We start from the raw sequence: 18,736 nt of genomic DNA on the forward strand, positions 1-18,736 counted from the left end.
AGGCTATGCCAGGTGATCGACGTTCTCGCCCCAGACGAAGCCGTCCACGCCGCCCCCGAGCTGGGCGCCGTCTACCTGTCCGCCTTCGGCGCTCCGGGGTACGACGAGGAGCCGGCGCGAGCCGAGGAGTTCGCCACCGAACAGATCCCGCTGCACTCCCAACGCGACGACTTCAAACTCGTGGTGTCCCGGGACGCGGGCAAGCTGACCGGGTTCGCGTACGGGTTCACCGGGCATCGCGGACAGTGGTGGTCGGACCGGGTCGCCGCGGCGGTGAGTCCGGAGCTCGCGGACGAGTGGATCGGCGGTCACTTCGAGGTGGTGGAGCTCGCGGTGGTTGTCGAGGCACAGGGTCAAGGGCTCGGCGCCGAGTTGATGGCCGCGCTGATGACCGACCTGCCGAACCGCAAAGCCCTGCTCACCACGTTCGTCGACGACCGTCCGGCGCCGAGGCTCTACCGGCGGATGGGGTGGAAGGTGCTGGTGCCCGACCTGGGCTGGGACTCCGCGCTCTACGGATTGGACCTGGGAGTGCCCGCCGGCCGCTGACCTGGCAGGGTAGGGCCCATGACTTCTGAGCGGATCTATGTCGGGAGCTACACCAGTCAGCCGGGTGCCGGGGACGGGATCGGGTTCGGGCCCCTCGACGGGATCGAGCTGGTGGTGACGACTGCCGATCCGTCGTTCCTGGTCAGGTCCGCGGACGGCCGGTTCCTGTACGCCACCGGCGAGGTGCACGGTGGCCGGGTCAGCGCGTTCGCGATCCAGCCGGACGGCGGGCTGGAGTTCGTCAACGAGCAGCCGAGCGGCGGCGCGGACCCGTGCCACCTGGACATCGACCCGTCCGGGCGGTACCTGCTGTCCGCCAACTACACCTCGGGCGCGGTCGCGATCCACCCGATCGCGGCCGACGGCTCGCTCGGAGAGGCGACCCAGTTCCTCCAGCGCGAGGGCAGCGGGCCGAACCAGGAGCGCCAGGAGGGGCCGCACGCCCACCAGATCGCGTTCGACCCCGCCGGTGCGTACGTGTTCGACATCGACCTCGGCTCGGACACTGTCTACACGTCCACGCTGACCGACGACGGGCAGCTGGAGGAGGTCGACCGGCTGCACATCCACCCGGGCGCCGGTCCGCGGCACATGGTGTTCCACCCGCACGCGGGAGCGGCGTACGTGATCAACGAGCTCGACTCCACGCTGACCGTGTGCGGCTACGCGGACGGGAAGCTGCAGGTCGTGCAGACCGCGTCGACCCGGCCGGCCGACTCGCCCGGTGAGAACTTCCCGGCGGAGCTGCTGATCTCCGCCGACGGCCGGTACCTGTACGGCTCGAACCGCGGCGACAACACGATCGCGGTGTTCGCGACCGCCGCCGACGGCCTGTCGGTCGAACTGGTGCAGACCATCGGCTCCGGCGGCGACTGGCCGCGGCACCTTGCCTTCAGCAACGACGGCACCCGGCTGTACGCCGCCAACGAGCGCTCCGACCAGATCGCCACCTTCACCATCGCCGACGGCCGCCTCACCCAGGAGGGTGACCCCGTCAGCTGGCCGAAGCCGGTCTGCATCCTCCCGGTGTGACGCACCAGGGCCCCGGCGCGATGCCGGGGCCCTGGTCCGCTCAGGCGAGCTTCTCGAAGAAGAACTCGTGCTTGAGGAACGACACGTCGTACTCGTGACCCGGCTGCGGCGGCATCAGTTGCGCGGCCTGGAACAACCGCCAGCCATCCTTCAGCGCGTCCAGTCCGGTCGCGTACGGCGGCTCGTCGCTGTCGCCCGTCGTCGGGTGCGTGTCGCCGGTTCCGTCGTACTCCGACCAGCCGACAACGCGGGCGTCGAGCGCGGACGAGGCCAGGTACAGGACGAGCACCTGCTGGCGAAGGGTCTGCTGTCCGATGGGGGCGGTGGCGGTCATGCCATCTCCTTCTTCGCGGCGTGCGGGTTGAGGCTGCGCTGGGTGACCACGCGCTGCGGGCGGTTCGACACCCGGGTGACCCAGTACTCCGGGTCGAACGTGTCGTCGCCGGTGAGCGCCTGCCACAGCTTGATCCGGTTGTACTTCTCCAGCCGGCCGGTGGCGTTCTCGTACCAGGGGAACGACTGGTCGAGCTCGCGCGCGACCTGGTCGTCGTACAGGTCCTCGAGGTTCCACAGCCGGACCTGGCGGACGGTCGGGTTGAAGCGGATCTTGAACATGTAGCGGTCGATGGCGCTGTCGTTCTTCCGGCCGCCGTGCCAGATGCCGTGGTGCAGGAACTGCACGGTGCCGGCCGGGCAGACCAGCCGGGTCTGGCCGAGCAGGTTCTGGTACCGGCCGGTGTCGGACTCGTTGGTCCGGCGCAGGTGGCTGCCGGGCACGCTCAGGGTGCCGCCCATCTCGAGCGTCACGTCCTGCGGGTAGTACATGAGCTGGACGTCGAACGCGTCGGGACGGACGTCGATGATCGCGTCACCGTGCAGGTTCTGCGCCTCGCCCTCGTTGGCCTTGCGGATGTGCACGGCGTGGTGGTCGACCGTCGGCTCCGGCCCGACCAGGCTGTGGATCGCGCCGGCCACCTCGGGCAGCTGCACCAGCCGCTGGACGAACTCACTATCCTCGAACGCCTCCGACAGCGGCGTGCCATAGGGGACGCCGGGGATGCCGGCCTTCAGGACCTCGATCGCCTGCTGGTTCATCTCGTCCGGTACGACGGCGTCCATCCGGAGCGACCCGGTGGCCACGAAATGCGCCATGTGAACCGAGGTGAGCAGGTTCTTCTGATGCGGATGGGGCATGAGACTCCCTCTCGGGGTGGTGGTTACTACTCCACCAGGCTAAGTTCGGACAGCGCTTGCTCGCGTGGGCTGTGTTCACCACTGGTGGTAATTTCTCACCATGATCGAACTGCACCTGGCTGCGCCGCCGGAGGTGGTGAGCGTCGGCGTCGGGATTCACGGCGTCCGCAGCCTGCGGGACGTCTTCCGGCTGCCGGACCTGTGGCAGCTGCACGTGTACGCATACTCGGCCGATCTCAAGGTCGCCGGTACGACGTACTCCGTGGCGCCGGGATACGTGTCGCTGACCCCGGCCGGCACGCAGGTGCAGTTCGACTACCGCGGCCGGTCCGAGCACCTGTACGCCCACTTCCGGCCGGTCGTGACGGGCGAGCCGTCGTACGTCCCCGTCGTACAGGACGCCGGGGATGCCGCGCCGGTGCTGTCAGGTCTGCTGCGCTCGGCGGTCGAGGCCTCGCCGTCGGGGTCCGCGCGGATGACGGCCGAGGTGTGGACGGCGTTGTGGCGGATCGTGGACCTCCACGCGGTCACCACCGAGGGCGACTCGCGGCACCCCGCGGTCTCCACCGCCATCGCCTATATCGAGGCCAACCTGGCCCAGCCACTCACCATCCCCACGCTGGCCCGGCTGTCCGGCGTATCCCACAACCACCTGACGCGCCTCTTCCAGACCGAGACCGGCCAGACGGTCATCGCCTACATCCGGGGTCGCCGGATGGCTCGCGCCCGCCACCTGCTCGTCTCCTCGACCCTCTCCATCCCCGCTGTCGCGGCGTCGGTCGGTGTCCCCGACCTCCAGGCTTTCAACAAGACCTGCCGTCGCGAGCTCGGCGGCTCGCCCCGCGCGATCCGTAATGCGGTGGCCGGTCCGGTCGCCGCGGGTTAACGTGCGCTCGTGTTCGAACTCATTCCGGTAGTGCAGGCGCCGCAGTACGACGAAGAAGCCGAGCAGCGGTTCGCCGAGGAGTGGCCGGAGTTCATCTTCCACGACGTCGAGGTCCGGAAGTACTCGGAGCGGCGTACGGAGTATTTCCAGAAGGATTGGGAGTTCTACCTGGTCTCCGACGACCAACGGCTGATCGCCGGCTGCTGGGGTGTGCCGATCGCCTGGGACGGGACCGTCGACGATCTGCCCGCTGGGTTCACCGGCTCGCTGACGCGGGCCGTGACCGCGTACGAAGAAGGCGTCGTGCCGAACACCTTCGTCCTGATGGCGGCCGCCGTCCGCTCCGACGAACAGGGCCGCGGCCACGCCTCGCGCGTCATCACGGCTGTCCGGGAGCGTGCCGTGGCGGGCGGCTTGGAGCGGGTGATCGCGCCGGTCCGGCCGACGCTGAAGTCACGCTATCCGCTGACCCCGATCGAAACCTTCATGACCTGGACCCGCGACGACGGACTACCGCTCGACCCGTGGCTGCGCACGCACGCCCGCCTCGGCGCGACCATCATCGCCCCCGCAACCGTCTCCCAGACCATGACCGGCACCGTCGCCGAGTGGGAGAAGTGGACCGGCCTGGCCCTGCCGTCCTCAGGCTCCTACGTCATCCCCGACGGCCTCACCGTGCTGGAGATCGATCGCTCGACGGACACCGGCATCTACCGCGAGCCGAATATCTGGATGCGCCACGCTTAGCAGGTTCAGGCCGAGTGGGTGCGGCTGAAGGCGGTCGCGACCGCGGCGGTCCGGCTGGTCACACCGAGACGCTCGTAGATGTTCTCCAGATGCTTGCGAACGGTGCCCTCGGCAACGAACAGCCGATGCGCGATCTGCGTGTTGCTGTGCCCGTCGGCGACCAGGCGCAGCAACTGCAGCTGGCGGGTGGTCAGATCGGGTACGCCGGCCCGACGGCGTTCGTGGGCACGGAGGACCTCGATGAAGTGCGGGCGCAGCATCGTCAGCAGAAGTCGCTCGCGTTCGGTGAAGTCGCAGCCGGACGTGCGGAACAGCAGCAGCCGACGGTCTTCCGCACCACGGACGGGGAGCGGCACGGCCACCTCGTGGCGTACGCCGGTCAGGCGGCACCACTCGCCGACGATCGTGTCCGCCATCTGTCGCTCGGTCAGGTAGTCCGACACCCTCCAGACGGTGTCGTAGTCACCGGTGAGCTGCGGCCGGCAGCATGTCTCGCCTTCCCAGTAGGACCGCCAGAACAGGTCTTCCCAGCCGTCCTCGAGGTCGTGGGGGTCGTCGCCGACCAACTCGAGCCCGATGAACTCGTGATCCAGCGGGCGGCTCACCTGGTACGAGATGTACTCGGCGGGCACCAGGTCCGCGAGGCCGCGCAGCAGGTCGCGCGGGAACAACTCCTCAGGGTCGGCGTTCCGGCCCTGGTCGACGACGTCGAGCATCGTCCGCAGGTCGCGTTCGGTGATCGTCAACTGATCCACCATGACGTACCCCTCCCCGCCGCCAGGCTATCCCCGCGCTGCCGCCCCGCCCATACGTCGAACGACGTATGGCGTTCGGACGTCCGCCGCGGCCACGGTGGATAAGTCGTTCCATGATTGGGGGGGTCTCATGAAGTCGCCGTTGCGATGGCCTGCGCTGGCAGCCACCTGTGCGTTGGTGCTCACCGCGGCCGGCTTGTCGCCCGCCGCCACTGCGACGTCGGGTGCGTCCGCGGCGCCGGTGATCGATTGGAGCAGGTACGCCACCCAGGCGATCGTCGCCGGGCGTCCGCCGGCCAGCTCCGAGGTGCTGATGGGCATCGTGCACATCGCGATCGCCGACACCGTGGCCGGTCTGGGATACGGCCGGCCGTTCCGGTTCGCCGTACGACCGGATCGGAAGGCGTCTGCGGCGGCCGCGGTCGCTACCGCGGCGTACGACGTACTGCGGGCTCGCGTGCACCCGTCGCCGGCCGGACTGGACGGAACGTACGCCGACTACCTGGCCGGTGTGCCTGATGGGAGAGCCAAGACCCGTGGTATCACGCTGGGCCGATCCGTCGCGGCCGCCGTACTCGCGTGGCGCGCAGGAGACGGCCTGGACAACACAGTGCCGTACGTCCAGGCCCCAGCAGGGCCAGGAGTGTGGGAGCCGACAGCCCCGACTCCGCCTGTGGACATCGTGCTTACCCAGGTCAGGCCGCTGGCGCTGCGCTACCGCGCGCAGTTCCGCCCCGATGGACCGGATCCGCTGACCAGCAAGCGCTACGCGCGTGACGTGGCTGAGGTCGCGTCACTCGGCCGCAAGGACAGTACGACGCGCACCGCCGCGCAGACCGAGACCGCGATGTTCTGGTCCGAGCAGACCGCGCAGCAGTGGAGCCGGGCGCTCCTGCAGTTGGCGTCGGACCGGCATCTCTCACTGTCGAGGGCGGCGCAGATGCTCGCGCTGGTGCACGTGTCCGCTGGTGACGCGCTGATCGCGTGCTGGGACGCCAAGTTCTACTACCGCTCCTGGCGACCGGTCCACGCCATCCAGCGCGCGGACACCGACGGCAACCCGCGCACACAGGCCGATCCGACCTGGCAGTCCCTGCTGAACGTCAACCACCCGGAGTACCCGTCCGGCCACGCCTGCTTCACCGCCGGCGTCACCCGCGCCCTCCAGGCCTACTTCCACAGCAACCTGCCCTTGACCATGACCAGCCTGGTCACCAACACCACCCGCGTGTACCCAACGCTGTCCGCCGTACGCAGCGACGTCCGCGAAGCCCGGATCCTCTCCGGCCTCCACTTCCGCCACTCGATGCTGGACGGCGAACAGCTGGGCACTGACGTCGCCAACTGGATCAGCGCCCGCCATTGACCGCCAGCGCGGCCAGGCCGTGGCTGAGGATGCCCTTGACCACGGCTAGGGCGTAGGCGTTGTCGGGGCCGGTGATGACCTGGTCGGACCACATGACGACATCTTCGAGGGCCCGGACGTGGCGGTAGTAGCGGATGGCGTCGTCGTCGATGGGGTGCGGGCCGTACCCGGTCAGGAAGGCGTCGAGCTGTTCGGGGGTGGTGGGGCCGACGTCGCCCATGCCGCCGAGCATGAACATCAGGTCTTGTTCGCGAGGCGCCAGGATCACGTCGTCCCAGTCGATCAGGTGCAGGTGGTCATCGACGAGGACGTTGCCGAGATGCGGGTCCCCGTGGCAGACCACGCGGGGACCGCTCGGTTCCGGCGGGCGGGCCCTGAGCAGGTGGGTGATGGTTGCGTCGTACTGCTTCCAGACCGCGGCCAACTCCTCCTCGACCTCGTCCTCGGGCGCCTCGGTGCTGAGCCGCGTCTGCAGCTTCTCCGCCACTGCCGGGACCCGCGCGTCGATGTGGCTGTGCTTCGGAAGCGCATCACGCAGCCTGGGCGGCGGCTCCGCGTCATGCACCCGCCGGATGAGTACGCCGTACTCGGTCCACTGCTCGTCGGTCAGTCCGCTCTCAGCCGCGCGTACGCCGTCGATCCACGGAGTGATCGTGAGCCGCTTCTTCTTCCCATGGAAGGTCCACAGCCCACCCTCCGTGGTCCGGATCATCTCTGGAACGCCCGCTAGGCCACTGTCGGCCAGGAACGCCGCCACCTGATGCCCGGTGTTGGTGCCCGCGCCGCTCCACTTCACGGCGTACGCATTGGTGGCCGTGGTCGCCTTCCACACCTGCGCGGCGAGGTCGGCCCCGTGCGCCACCGGTGAGAGTTCCACCACATCCAGCCCGAAGTCCTCGAGCACCCACCGCCGCAGCAACGTATCTCCCACGCCCGCCAGCATGCCCGGCAACCAGCCCCGAGGCGAGCCGATTACCGGGCCGGCGACCGGGTCAGCGGTAGTTGACGAACTGGACGGCGAAGTCCAGGTCCTGGCCCTTGATCAGGGACTGGACGGCCTGCAGGTCGTCGCGGCTCTTGCTGGACACGCGGAGCTCCTCGCCCTGGATCTGGGCCTTGACGCCCTTCGGGCCCTCGTCGCGGATCAGCTTGGACAGCTTCTTCGCGTTCTCCTGGGTGATGCCGGCGCTGATCGTGGCGTTGATCTTGTAGATCTTGCCGGACAGCTTCGGGTCGTCGGCCTCGAGGCCCTTCAGCGAGATGTGCCGCTTGACCAGCTTGTCCTTGAGCACGTCGAGGACGGCGTTCACCCGCTCCTCGGTGTTCGCCTGCAGGTCGATCGCCTCGCCGGACAGCTTGATCCCGGCGTCCACGTTCTTGAAGTCGAACCGCTGGCTGATCTCCTTCGCCGCCTGGTTCACGGCGTTGTCCACCTCCTGACGGTCGACCTTGTTCACAATGTCGAAGGAGGACTCCGAAGCCATGGGCGTTCCTTTCCGATTTGCTGTCAGGGGCACCCTCTGTTGTATCGTCTCCCACGCCGGTTCACGAACCGGCACCACCCTGGCGGGTTGCCCGAGCGGCCAAAGGGAGCAGACTGTAAATCTGTCGGCGTATGCCTACGCAGGTTCGAACCCTGCACCCGCCACCAGCACCAAACAGCCCCTGACCTGCGGAAACGCGGATCAGGGGCCTACTTTCGTCTCAGCCCTCAGTGTCCGACTGTCGCGAACGATTGGCCTGGCCCAGGTCTTCGGCGCCGGCCGTCCGACAGCCAGAAGGGCCGCCGGACTGGGCGGCCCTTCCGTTCTTACGCTCGACCGCGTAGCACGATGGTGAGCTCCTCGAAGTCGCCTCCACACTCGAAGAACCCGCAGGCGCTCGCCCTCGTGACACTTGCCGCTTTGCCCCCGGCGAACTTGCTGCCGCCGTCCGTTACGACCTCCATACTCCACGACTGCGGAGTGGCGTCGCACAGACGAACGGAGGTAATGCCGCGGCCGTGCACGGTGAACCGGCCGGCCCGTTGCGTCAACTCGGTGCTCACGTCCGTGAAGAGCGGCTCGCCGGTGCAGGTCGCGGTCCCGCTCACCGTCGCCGAACCGGTCCTGGGGTTGAAGCTCGCGGTCGGGTTCACGGTGATGTCCACCGTGGGTGGCGGCGGGAGCACATCGATCGTGAGGTTGAGCGTCCCCCCGTTATCCCCTCCGTCGAACTGGTTGTCGAAGACCAGCAAGGTGTACGTCGTACCAGCGGTCGCCGTCCACGTCACCGCGTTGAACCCACACCTCACCACGCTCCAGTTCCCCGGGCTGCCGGTCGCCACGATCGCGGTGGTCGAGTACGTCGACGAAGACACATCGGCCCGGAGAATTTCGTCCGCGGTCGGGGCGATCTCGTACCAGACGCTGGCATCGGTCGGCAGGGGCGCGGGTGTTCCACAGAAGTCAGTACTGAGGTCGTCGCTGTCGGTGGTCGCCTCGGTGGTGTCGAGGCTGTCGGTGAACGGGATGGCCCCGACCACGGTGCGGCCGCCGTACGTGTCGTTGCCGGGCGGAGCCGCGAGCGCTGTGCTCGCGGACGTGATCAGGGTCCCCAGTACGAGCGCGGACACAGCTGCGCTCCGAAGGTGTCTCATGATGCCGCTCCTGGAGGATGCTGGCGGGCGCAACTCGGCGCCCGCAACTGGACACTGTCCCCGGCGGCCGTCGCCCGGCAGACCACGATCCCTCCCCGGCCCGGAGCGGCGCCGGCATCCTCACCCAGCAGGCCTCCGTCCACCGGGGCACCGCTCTACTGGTATTGATGCATCGACGAACCCATAAGTTACTCGCCGCAGGGCCACGCCCTTGCTGTGCGCAAACTGCTGACGAGCAGTTGAGACACGCTTCCGGAGTGCCAGCACGCTTTCCAATTCTTCGGGTCCATGCTCGGCGGGGTCTGTGGCTACTGGTGCGGTCGTTTGCCGGAACCGGGGGTCGGCCAGGGGCTTTCACGGGTCGGCGCGGGGCCGGAAGCGACATGCTGCTAGGGGAGAAGCTGTACGGCGCAGGTGAGCATCACGGACGTGAGTGAGAACGGCAAGCTGACGTCCTCGGGATCGTCGTCTGACAGTTAGCGATCGCATACTGCGGAGTGAGCCATGACTGAGAAGAGGGGTATCCACGGGGGACCAGCGACCAGGCCGGCTTCAGGCCGATCTTGCCCGAGGACATCGAGTGGGGTCGTTTCCGGCGTTCCCGCCGTCGGTGCGTCTTGCTGTCGTCGTCGGCGATACCTCAGAGCCCACCCCGTATACGGTCCGGGTCAATCTGCCGTACGGCGTCAAGCTGATGCCGCACCGGCACCGTGAGGACCGGGTTTACACGGTCGTATCAGGCGTGTTCTACATCGGCGTGGGCGAGCAGTTCGACGAGGCGAAACTGCAGGCGTACCCGCCGGGCGCCGTCGTTGTCCTGCCGGGTGGCACCCGGCATTTCCATTGGGCCAAATCCGGTGAGTACGTCACCCAGGTGACGGCGATCGGGCCGATCAGCCTCGACTATGTGGACCCGGAAGACGACCCACGGCACCAGCGCCGACGATGATCGTTGCCAGCGTCGAGACGTTCGCGCTGCGCATCCCGTTCAAGCCGGGCAACAGATCCGCGGCCTCTGCCTGGGCCCGAAAGGCCTGTCCGCAGTGGACTCGCTGCTGGTCAAGGTCGCGACCGACGAGGGCTTGGAAGGGTGGGGCGAATCCTTCGGGTTCATCGGCGTCGCCGTGACGCAGCGGGCGATCGACGCGGTGATCGCACCGCTCTGCGTCGGCCAGGACGCCACGCGCATAGGCCCGCTGATGGGCCGGATCCAGAAGAAGCTGGCCGTCTTCGGTCGTGGAGGGCCGTTCACCCATGCCTTGTCAGCGGTAGATATCGCGCTGTGGGACATCGCGGGCAAGGTCGCCGGCGTCCCAGTCCACAGCCTCCTGGGCGGTGGCCGCGACGATCTGTCGTGCTACGCGAGCCTGGACGCCTATGCCGACCCCGAACTGGTCCGCGCCGCCGTCCGGCGGGCGGCCGATGCCGGATTCTCCGGCGTCAAGCTGCACGAACGAGACCTTCCGGTCATGCGCGCCGGGCGTGAAGAAGCCGGCCCGGACGTGGCGGTGATGATCGACGTGAACACGGCGTGGACAGTGAACCAGGCGCGGGCGATGGCGGCAGAGCTGCGGGACATCGGGCCGAAGTGGCTGGAAGAACCGGTCTGGCCACCGGAAAACTACGATGGCCTCGCCCAGGTACGCCGTACCGGCGGCGTCGTGATCGCCGCCGGGGAGAACGTGCCGACCCTGCTGGACTTCGGCCGCCTGCTGGACGCCGAAGCGGTGGACTTCGTTCAGCCGAGCCCGGCCAAGATGGGCGGCATCACCGAGCTCCGGAAAGTCTTCACGGCCGCGGCGATCGGCAACGTCACCGTCATGCCCCATTCCTTCTACGACGGCCCTGGTCTGCTGGCCGCTATCCACGCGACTGCCGCGCTGGGTACGGCTGACTCGATGATCGAATGGCGCTATTGGCCCCCTCTAAGGAAGCTCTAAAGCTGGCTGAAAGCACAGCTGAGGACGCGCTGTTTGGGTTGTCGCCACGGCGCCGGTTCTCATCCGGCGCGTTCAGTGGACGAAAGGACTCACGATGATGAAACGCACACGGCTGGTCGCGGCCGCGGTGACGCTCGCCGCGCTGGCCACGACCGGTACTGCCTCGGCGGGGACGTCCGGTTCGGATCCGAAGCCCGCCGCCGCGAAGTCCGGTGCCGCGGTCAAGGTGGAGGGAAAGTCCAAGCCGGCCAAGGATGCCGACCTCGCCGCGATCGCGGCGAAGCTCGGGGTGACGACCGATCGGCTCAACGCCGCGCTGATCGCGGCCAAGAGGTCGTTCGCCGGCTCGACCACCGTTACGCCGGAGGCATTCGTCGCAGCGGTTGCGGCGAAGCTGGGGCTGCCTGCAGCGCGGGTCAAGGCCGCCGTGGAACCGTTGTTCCTCAAGCCTGGGCGCCCTCGTCCCGGCGACGACAAGCAGGCGGGCAAGGACAAGGCCGGCGAGGACAAGAAGGGAGCGGACGACCCGCGGAACTCGCCGTTCGCGAGCAACGCCGCGGCGGCACGTTTGGCCGCGGCGCTCGGCGTCAGTCAAGCCAAGGCCAAGGCCGCACTGGTCGCCCTGGTCTCGGCTCCCGGCGGAATTGTTCCGACGTCCAAGTTCTTCCGCGACATCGCCCACTCGCTCGGGGTCAGCGCCGACCGGTTGACGACCGCGTTGGGGGATCTGAAGCAGTCACTCGCCAACGGCTGACGGCGGCCTAGTCTCACATCATCACAACTTCATGATCGACGGCGAGGATGGACGACCATGCGGATACTTGTCGTGGACGATGACCCGGCTGTTCGGCGGTCCTTGGAGCATGCGTTGGGCCGCGACGGCTACGACGTGGCATCCGCCGCTGATGGGGCGTCCGCCCTCGCGGAGCACGGCGTGTTCCGCCCGGACGCGGTGGTGCTCGACGTCCTCATGCCCGAACCGAACGGGCTCGAGGTATGCCGGACGCTGCGTTCGGGCGGGTACGACACGCCGATCCTGATGCTGACGGCCCGGGACCTGGTCACCGACCGGGTCGCCGGGCTCGACGCGGGGGCCGACGACTACCTGGCCAAGCCCTTCGCTCTGGAGGAGTTGCGGGCCCGACTTCGAGCCCTGCTGCGGCGCAGCGGCGCAAGAGACGAGGTGCTGCACTTCACCGACGTCGAACTGGACCTGAGCGGCCGCCGGGCCGAACGCGCCGGCCGGCGCCTGGAGCTCACCAAGACGGAGCTGTCCCTGCTGGAGCTGTTCCTGCGCAATCCCCGCCGCGTGCTGAGCCGGACCCAGATCTTCGAGTCCGTCTGGGGCTACGACTTCGGCCCGGAGTCGAACGCGCTGTGGGTCTACATCAGCTACCTGCGAAGCAAGCTCGAAGCGGACGGCGGCAGCAGACTGATCCAGACGGTACGCGGCCTGGGCTATGTCCTGCGCGAGGAGCCATGAACCTGCGCACCCGGCTGGCCATCGCCGGAGGGTCCATTGCCGCGGGCGCCCTCGTGCTCGTGTCCGTCGTCCTCTATCCGGCCGTGGAGGCTAATCTCCGCGGCCAGATCGACAGCTCCCTGGTGGCGGCGGCCGACCAGGCACCGGACGTGGCGAAGGCCATCAAGCAGAAGTTCAAGGGGACGGCCAACGAATCGGCCTTCCCAACTGCTCCGCTGGGGATAGGGAGCACCCAGCTGCAAATCGTGCCGGACCCGGTCCAGGCCGGGCCGTCGACGCAGTTCGTCGACCTCACCGTCCGCGACGTCGAGGTCGCGAAAGGAACGGCCGCTGCCTACTTCCGTAACGCGGTCTACGACGGCGTCGCATACCGCATCTACACCGCACCCTTCCCAGGAGGAGCACCCGGTACGCTCGTGCGCACAGCGATCCCGCAATCCGATCCAGCACCCACGCTGCGCCAGCTCGCCTGGCTGCTCGCCGCATCGACGGTCGCCGCCGGACTCCTGGCGGCACTTGCCTCACGCCTGGCCGCACGCCGGGTCCTACGCCCCGTACGTCGGCTCACCGAGGCCGTCGAACTGATCCGCACGACCGGCGACCTGGCCATCCCGATCCCCGCCGACAGCCAGGACGAGATCGGCCGGCTCGGCTCCGCGTTCGCCGGGATGACCGCCGCGCTGGACGAGTCCGTCGGCGCCCAGCGCCGCCTGGTCGCCGACGCCTCGCACGAACTGCGCACACCACTGACGAGCCTGACCGTGAACCTCGAACTGCTGGCGGAGGACCTGGCCGACACGCAGGCCCCACACCTCGCCGCCGAAGCGCTCGACCAGGCCGGCGAACTCAAGACACTGATCAACGACCTGGTCGACCTGGCCCGCTACGGACAGCCCGCTTTCCATACCGAAGACGTCCGCCTGGACCTCGTCGCCGAGCGCGTCGCGGCCCGCGCGACACGTCGGGCAGCACAGATCGGATTCGACCTGACCTGCGCGCCCACCCTCGCCCACGGAGACCCCGACGCCCTGGAACGCGCCGTTGCGAACCTGGTCGACAACGCCGTGAAGTGGAGCCCGTCCGGCGGCCGGGTCCTGATCAGCGTCAAGGAGGGCACTCTCGATGTCGCGGACGCCGGCCCTGGGATCCCCGACAGCGACCTCAAGTTCGTCTTCGACCGCTTCTACCGCTCACCCGCTGCCCGCGCGCATCCCGGATCCGGACTGGGCCTGGCCATCGTCCGACAGGTCGCCGAGGCGCATGGCGGGACGGCCGAAGTCGTGCCCTGTCATAGCGGCGCGCTCCTGCGCCTCAAACTGCCGGTGGCTAGCGAACACGCTGAGCCCTTGGCAACACCGAGTTGAAGTGACCTTGCGCTCTCAGGAGAGCGCGTCGATCCAGTTGCGCAGGTTCGCGTCGGTCACTTCGCCGGCCGGTGCCACGTGTGCGAACGTCCCGTCCGAGGCAACCAGCGCGATCGTCACCTGCGTGAGATCCGGCGGGACCGTGACGTCGTGCATGAACATCTCGCTGGCGACGCCGCCCTTGAAGTCGAGGCCGACCGGAACGGCGAACGTTCCCGCCGACTTGGAGATCGAGGCCACCAGTTGGTCCACGTCCTTGGGGTTCAGCAACGAGCCCTTCCAGTCCTCAGGCGGGAGAACCAGCAGGAAGCCCACGACCGGTGGCTTGCCGGCCCGCGCCATCGGCTGCAGACGGCCGAGCGCGGTCCGGATCCCGTCCGCAGATCCTGCCACGATCACGAACGGCTTTCCGCGGTACGACGTACCGCTGACGAACCCGCCACCGACCGCGCGAAGCCGGAAGCTGCCGATCTCGTAAGGCCCGACGTCACCACCACCCGGCGGTACGTCGGTGGACTCGGCATCCGGCGGTACGTCGGTCGACTCGCCTTCCGGTGTCACCACGGACGATTCGGCGCCGGGCGGCAACTCGGTCGAGAAAGTGTCGGCCTTGATCACTGGGCCGAAGGTCACCTCGGAGATGACTTCCAGGGCGCCGTAATCCATCACCAGACCGGTCTTCTCGTCCAGCGCCATCTCTCTGGCGTCCACGGCCGGCTGGTCACTGGATTCCACCTTGTCGCAGTGGTAGCGGACCGCCGTCCGCCCGAACAACGTCTTCGTGCCGAGCCGCTTCGCCGCCGGACACAACTCTTCGAACTTCTCGGTGCCAGGCCGGTAGAAGAACGTACTGTCGGGCGAGTCGTCTGTGCCCGGATTCTCGATCCGCTGGTATTTCGGTTCCTCCTCGGGGCTGTAGATCAGCAGTACCTCGCCGTCCCAGACCTGGGAGTACCCTGCGGCTCGGCCCGTGAGCATCGTCAGCCGGAACCGCCTGTTTCCGTCCGCGAACAGCTCGAAGGACTCCGGACCGCTTTCGTCGTCCGTGAACGTGCCTCTGATCCTGACCAGATCGGGCGACGCCGTTGATGTTGCCGAAGGCAACGCAGAGCCGCTCCCTGCTTGTTGCCCACCACAACCACTTGCTGCCGCGACGGCGAGTACGACCGCGACGATTGCCATCTTTGCTGGATTGCCCCGCACAGTCATGGCGACTGCGCTCCTCCCCGGTCGGTGATGCTCCAGGGACCGGCGGTGGCGACCGGCCGTGATCCCGTGGTGCACCCGAGACCTGCCCCTGGGTGCACGCACGCCGTTTCAGCTCAGTCTGCGCGCGGAGAGCCCGGCGCGGACTGAGTAGTAGTGCTCAATTCGTCTCTCCGGAGGCAGACTGATGGAGGGGGTTCCCGGTGGTGGGTCCGGCGACAGCGAGAGCCCGGTCGGGAACACAAGACAGTGGGAGGTCCGGGTGTGAGCGACGCGAAATCGACTGCCGCTGCTGAACAGCTCCGTTCCCTCGGCGACCTCATCACGCCGATGGCGATCAGGGTCGCCGCGACCCTGGGACTGGCCGATCTCATCGCCGAGGGCGTGGTGACGGTCGACGCACTGGCTGATCGGACCGGCACCGATCGCGATGCCCTGGGCAGGCTGCTTCGCCATCTGACATCGGCTGGGCTTCTCCGGCGCGACGGGAGCGAGGTCTGCCTGACTGAACTCGGCGAGGCACTCCGGATCGCTCATCCTGGCAGCCCCGCCGCAGCGCTGGACATCAACGGCATCGTGGGCAGGATCAGCCTGGCCGAGTCGCGGCTCCTGGACACCATCAGAACTGGCCAACCCGCGTATCCGCTGATGTACGGGAAGGGCTTCTGGGAGGATCTCGCGACCGATCCGGATCTCTCGGCTCGCTTCGACGCCCACATGGGCTCGGGAGATCCGGCCGCGGCAGTTGCCGCCTACGATTGGACGACGGCGGGCTGGGTCGTCGATGTCGGCGGCGGCAACGGCAATCTGCTCGCGGGCATCCTCCACGCCAATGCCGGCGTACGAGGAACGGTCGTCGAGCTGGCCGGCCCTGCCGAGGCCGCACGCCACAAGTTCGCCGCCGCGGGGCTGTCGGCGCGAGCATCAGTGGAGACCGGAAGCTTCTTCGACGCCCTGCCGGCGGGCGCGGGCGCCTATGTGCTGTCCAACGTCATCCACGACTGGCCCGATGTGGAGGCGACCACCATCCTCCGCCGCTGCGCGGAAGCTGCCGGCAGTTCCGGAGCAGTGCTGGTCTTCGAAGGCGTTCTGGAAGGTGGCGGCGAGATGTCGGCGGCGACCGACTTCGATCTCTTCATGCTGGTGTGCTGCGGCGGCCGGCAGCGGACGTTGGCAGAGCTGGAAAGCCTTGCCGCGGCAGCCGGGCTGAGACTGATCGCGAGGTCGCGCGTGAGCCCCAGCTACGGCGACCTGTTGACCTTCACCCGCGCCGACCCCTGACCTGCGAAACGTGAGTCGGGGATTCAGGGTTCCTTGCGGGGGCGGAATCTGGAGCGGAACTTCGAGTCGTATTCCAGTTGTACGTAGCCCGAGGAGTGGACGCCTACTGCGATGCAGCCGACGGCCAGGAAGACGATGCCGGCGATGGTGGAGATGTGCCAGAAGGCTGCCGCGATGCCGGCGAATGCCGAGCCCTGGGCGATCGCCTTGGCGACGGTGACCAGCGCTGACTTGCTGGTCCGGCGGCGGAACTCCTCCTGCCGGTTCAGGACCAGGAGTGCGGCGAGTAACGGAATCGCGACGGCGAACGCGATGACGCACACCAGCGCCGACGGGTCGAGTGAGGGCTCGGTCAGGAACGGCTGGACCACGACCAGGCCGGCGGCCGCCAGCCCGCCGTAGATCAGGTTGGACTGGCGGATCCATTCCTGCTCGGCTGCCGGGTCGGAGGTGGCGTCTTCGGTTTCCTGCCGGATGCGTACGGCCTCGGCTTCCATGCGATGGGCCTCAGCCAGGAAGTCCTCGTCCTCGTTCATGCGCTCATCCTCCCGGATGCGGACAAGACGACGCTGTAGTGACCGGTCGCCGACGGCTCTCCGCTAGGTGGGGAATAGCGTTGGGACGACGGGCGGTTTGCTATTCATTGACCAGGTTCGTGACCGAGGAGAGCGATGAAACCCACTGAGTTCGTGAAGGTGAATGGGCAGTTCTGGGGGGATCACCTGCGGAGCGTGAGTGAGCACCTGCCCACGAGTCACCGCAATGAGCTGACCGGGCCGCTGCTGTTCCCGCGGATGATGGTGCTGACCGAGACCCCGGACTGGAACATCCTCGAGCTCGTCGGGGTGAGCCGCGAGTACCGCTCGCTCGAAGTACGGCGGCAGAAGGCGCAGAGCGTCGAGGAGTACTTCGGCCTCGGCACCGGCTCGCCCGTGGTCAAGCTGTCGGGGGAGAACCTGTTCAAGGACGCGACCATCGCGACCGAGACCGGCCGGCGGGAGCTGGACAGCCGGTTCCCGAGCGCGCTGACGATGCTGGGCCAGGAGTTCGTGGGGGCGGGCGACCAGCTGCTGCAGTTCGCGCCGGGCAACTACTCGAGCTTCGACCGCACCCTTCTCGTGCACACTGCCAACGAGTCGATCCGGCTGCACTGGACGTTCTTCGCGATCGCGATCCACCGGTCCGAGCCCGCGGACAAGTACCTGACCTTCCTCCAGAACTACTCCGCGGCCCGACCGCACCTGGACCCGATCGGCACCCTGAGCGTGCCGGCGGACGCCGCTGACCTGAAGAGCGACGCATTCGCCAGCACCTACCTCGCCCACGGTCTCCAGGACGCGACCGTCGACCAGTTCCTGGACGCGAACGAGAGCATCCTGCTGTCGGCGTTCGACGCGACCCGGCTGATCCGCCAGCCCTTTCTCGACGACCTGCAGCCCGACTTCATCCTGGAGCGCGCGGACGGCAGCCACATCATCGGCGACCTCAAGCTCCCGGTCGCCGACACCACCAACGGCAAGAAGCGCCGCCGCGCCTTCAAGGCGCCGGTGCCGGAAGGCGCCGCTCAGCTCGCTCGGTACGCGGAGTACTTCAACTCCGCCGAGAACCGCGCGTTCGCCCAGACCAAGTACGGCGTCGAGGTCAGCGACCCGCGCAAGCTCCTGATCATCCCGACCCAGGAGACCGTCGCCGCCGGCGAGTTCGCCGACGCGGGCGTGGAGATCGTCGACTACGACACGATCCTCCGCCTCCACCTCGCATCCTGATGCAGTACTTCGTCTACGGACGCGACCGGCCCGGCGGCTTCGGCCTCAAGGTCAGCCTGACCGAGGAGCACTGGTCGTTCATGGACGGGTACGCCGACGCCCTGATCGCCCGCGGCCCGACCCTGACCGAGGACGGCGAGGAGACGACCGGCAGCCTCCACATCGTGGACCTGCCGGACGTCGCGGCGGCGCGGTCCTTCGCGTACGACGAGCCCTACTACCGCGCCGGTGCCTTCGAGTCGGTCCTGCTGACCCGCTTCGACAAACACGTCGGCACCACGATGTGGGACTTCACCGAGGCGGTCGAGGGCTACGGCCGCTACCTCGTCCTCACCAAGGACGAGCCCCGTCCGCTCACCTCCAGGCACCTCATCCTGTACGGCGACCTCCTCGACCTGACGGAAGACACCCACCTCGGCCGCGCAGCCCTCGTCGAAGCACCTGACGTGCAGCACGCCGCTGTACTCCTCTCAGCCAAGCTCACGGACGTGCACCCGTGGGAGTTCGGTGGCAGGCGGGACTGAGTTGG

General features: G+C 68.1%; 21 protein-coding genes and 1 tRNA gene. 14 read left to right on the forward strand and 8 right to left on the reverse strand.

Annotation, left to right across the window (positions count from 1 at the left end; all coding sequences use genetic code 11):
* Positions 1-12 precede the first annotated feature (12 nt).
* Both OG876_RS17900 and OG876_RS17905 read left to right on the forward strand, forming a co-directional pair.
* Complete coding sequence (locus tag OG876_RS17900) at positions 13-549, forward strand: GNAT family N-acetyltransferase (RefSeq protein ID WP_328526014.1); 537 nt, start codon at positions 13-15, stop codon at positions 547-549.
* Positions 550-567: 18 nt separating this feature from the next.
* A complete protein-coding gene (locus OG876_RS17905) occupies positions 568-1,581 on the forward strand; it encodes a lactonase family protein (protein ID WP_328526015.1) in 1,014 nt (337 codons plus the stop codon).
* 40 nt (positions 1,582-1,621) lie between these two features.
* On the opposite strand, the gene OG876_RS17910 is transcribed toward OG876_RS17905, so the two are convergent.
* Positions 1,622-1,915, reverse strand: a complete 294-nt coding sequence (locus tag OG876_RS17910; RefSeq protein WP_328526016.1) for a hypothetical protein — start codon at positions 1,913-1,915, stop codon at positions 1,622-1,624.
* On the reverse strand, positions 1,912-2,775 hold the full coding sequence (locus tag OG876_RS17915; RefSeq protein WP_328526017.1) for a phytanoyl-CoA dioxygenase family protein: 864 nt from the start codon (positions 2,773-2,775) through the stop codon (positions 1,912-1,914). Before OG876_RS17915 ends, OG876_RS17910 begins: the two co-directional genes overlap by 4 nt.
* A gap of 100 nt (positions 2,776-2,875) precedes the next feature.
* On the opposite strand from OG876_RS17915, the gene OG876_RS17920 reads away from it, so the two are divergent.
* Together OG876_RS17920 and OG876_RS17925 are read left to right on the forward strand one after the other, a co-directional pair.
* Positions 2,876-3,661, forward strand: coding sequence for an AraC family transcriptional regulator (locus OG876_RS17920; RefSeq protein WP_328526018.1), 786 nt, complete (start codon positions 2,876-2,878; stop codon positions 3,659-3,661).
* 9 nt (positions 3,662-3,670) lie between these two features.
* The gene (locus OG876_RS17925; RefSeq protein ID WP_328526019.1) at positions 3,671-4,408 is read left to right on the forward strand and encodes a GNAT family N-acetyltransferase; all 738 of its coding nucleotides are present in this window, start codon (positions 3,671-3,673) and stop codon (positions 4,406-4,408) included.
* A gap of 5 nt (positions 4,409-4,413) precedes the next feature.
* Here OG876_RS17925 and OG876_RS17930 read toward each other — a convergent pair whose 3' ends face one another.
* Entirely contained in the window at positions 4,414-5,166 is a 753-nt protein-coding gene (locus OG876_RS17930; RefSeq protein ID WP_328526020.1) for a helix-turn-helix domain-containing protein, read from the reverse strand.
* Positions 5,167-5,293: 127 nt separating this feature from the next.
* On the opposite strand from OG876_RS17930, the gene OG876_RS17935 reads away from it, so the two are divergent.
* On the forward strand, positions 5,294-6,529 hold the full coding sequence (locus OG876_RS17935; RefSeq protein WP_328526021.1) for a vanadium-dependent haloperoxidase: 1,236 nt from the start codon (positions 5,294-5,296) through the stop codon (positions 6,527-6,529).
* Here the strand turns inward: OG876_RS17935 and OG876_RS17940 are convergent.
* Positions 6,513-7,460 (reverse strand): phosphotransferase enzyme family protein, encoded by a 948-nt coding sequence (locus tag OG876_RS17940; RefSeq protein WP_328526022.1) that lies wholly within the window; start codon positions 7,458-7,460, stop codon positions 6,513-6,515. The two genes, OG876_RS17935 and OG876_RS17940, sit on opposite strands and share 17 nt — an antisense overlap.
* Before the next feature lie 61 nt (positions 7,461-7,521).
* Positions 7,522-8,013: a YajQ family cyclic di-GMP-binding protein gene (locus tag OG876_RS17945; RefSeq protein ID WP_328526023.1), complete on the reverse strand. Its 492-nt coding sequence runs from the start codon at positions 8,011-8,013 to the stop codon at positions 7,522-7,524.
* Between the two features lie 81 nt (positions 8,014-8,094).
* Here OG876_RS17945 and OG876_RS17950 point away from each other — a divergent pair.
* A tRNA-Tyr gene (locus OG876_RS17950) sits at positions 8,095-8,180 on the forward strand.
* A gap of 159 nt (positions 8,181-8,339) precedes the next feature.
* Here OG876_RS17950 and OG876_RS17955 read toward each other — a convergent pair.
* Positions 8,340-9,167, reverse strand: a complete 828-nt coding sequence (locus OG876_RS17955; RefSeq protein WP_328526024.1) for a hypothetical protein — start codon at positions 9,165-9,167, stop codon at positions 8,340-8,342.
* A gap of 580 nt (positions 9,168-9,747) precedes the next feature.
* Between OG876_RS17955 and OG876_RS17960 the strand changes: the two genes are divergently transcribed.
* From OG876_RS17960 to OG876_RS17980, 5 genes are all read left to right on the forward strand, one after another.
* Positions 9,748-10,116, forward strand: a complete 369-nt coding sequence (locus tag OG876_RS17960; RefSeq protein ID WP_328526025.1) for a cupin domain-containing protein — start codon at positions 9,748-9,750, stop codon at positions 10,114-10,116.
* A gap of 94 nt (positions 10,117-10,210) precedes the next feature.
* A complete protein-coding gene (locus OG876_RS17965; RefSeq protein WP_328526026.1) occupies positions 10,211-11,107 on the forward strand; it encodes a mandelate racemase/muconate lactonizing enzyme family protein in 897 nt (298 codons plus the stop codon).
* Positions 11,108-11,201: 94 nt separating this feature from the next.
* Complete coding sequence (locus tag OG876_RS17970) at positions 11,202-11,861, forward strand: hypothetical protein (protein ID WP_328526027.1); 660 nt, start codon at positions 11,202-11,204, stop codon at positions 11,859-11,861.
* A gap of 57 nt (positions 11,862-11,918) precedes the next feature.
* Complete coding sequence (locus OG876_RS17975) at positions 11,919-12,590, forward strand: response regulator transcription factor (protein ID WP_328526028.1); 672 nt, start codon at positions 11,919-11,921, stop codon at positions 12,588-12,590.
* A complete protein-coding gene (locus tag OG876_RS17980) occupies positions 12,587-13,954 on the forward strand; it encodes a sensor histidine kinase (RefSeq protein WP_328526029.1) in 1,368 nt (455 codons plus the stop codon). Before OG876_RS17975 ends, OG876_RS17980 begins: the two co-directional genes overlap by 4 nt.
* A gap of 15 nt (positions 13,955-13,969) precedes the next feature.
* Here OG876_RS17980 and OG876_RS17985 read toward each other — a convergent pair whose 3' ends face one another.
* Positions 13,970-15,163, reverse strand: a complete 1,194-nt coding sequence (locus tag OG876_RS17985; protein WP_328526030.1) for a hypothetical protein — start codon at positions 15,161-15,163, stop codon at positions 13,970-13,972.
* A gap of 261 nt (positions 15,164-15,424) precedes the next feature.
* Here OG876_RS17985 and OG876_RS17990 point away from each other — a divergent pair, with 261 nt between their 5' ends.
* Positions 15,425-16,441: a methyltransferase gene (locus tag OG876_RS17990; RefSeq protein WP_328526031.1), complete on the forward strand. Its 1,017-nt coding sequence runs from the start codon at positions 15,425-15,427 to the stop codon at positions 16,439-16,441.
* Between the two features lie 23 nt (positions 16,442-16,464).
* Here OG876_RS17990 and OG876_RS17995 read toward each other — a convergent pair whose 3' ends face one another.
* A complete protein-coding gene (locus OG876_RS17995) occupies positions 16,465-16,977 on the reverse strand; it encodes a hypothetical protein (protein ID WP_328526032.1) in 513 nt (170 codons plus the stop codon).
* A 135-nt stretch (positions 16,978-17,112) separates the two neighbouring features.
* On the opposite strand from OG876_RS17995, the gene OG876_RS18000 reads away from it, so the two are divergent.
* Complete coding sequence (locus OG876_RS18000; protein WP_328526033.1) at positions 17,113-18,207, forward strand: hypothetical protein; 1,095 nt, start codon at positions 17,113-17,115, stop codon at positions 18,205-18,207.
* Positions 18,207-18,731 carry a YciI family protein gene (locus OG876_RS18005; RefSeq protein ID WP_328526034.1) on the forward strand — a complete coding sequence of 175 codons (525 nt, stop codon included), beginning with the start codon at positions 18,207-18,209 and terminating at the stop codon, positions 18,729-18,731. Before OG876_RS18000 ends, OG876_RS18005 begins: the two co-directional genes overlap by 1 nt.
* Positions 18,732-18,736 lie beyond the last annotated feature (5 nt).

It is taken from the genome of Kribbella sp. NBC_00359 (genome assembly GCF_036097425.1).
Classification (GTDB): Bacteria; Actinomycetota; Actinomycetes; order Propionibacteriales; family Kribbellaceae; genus Kribbella.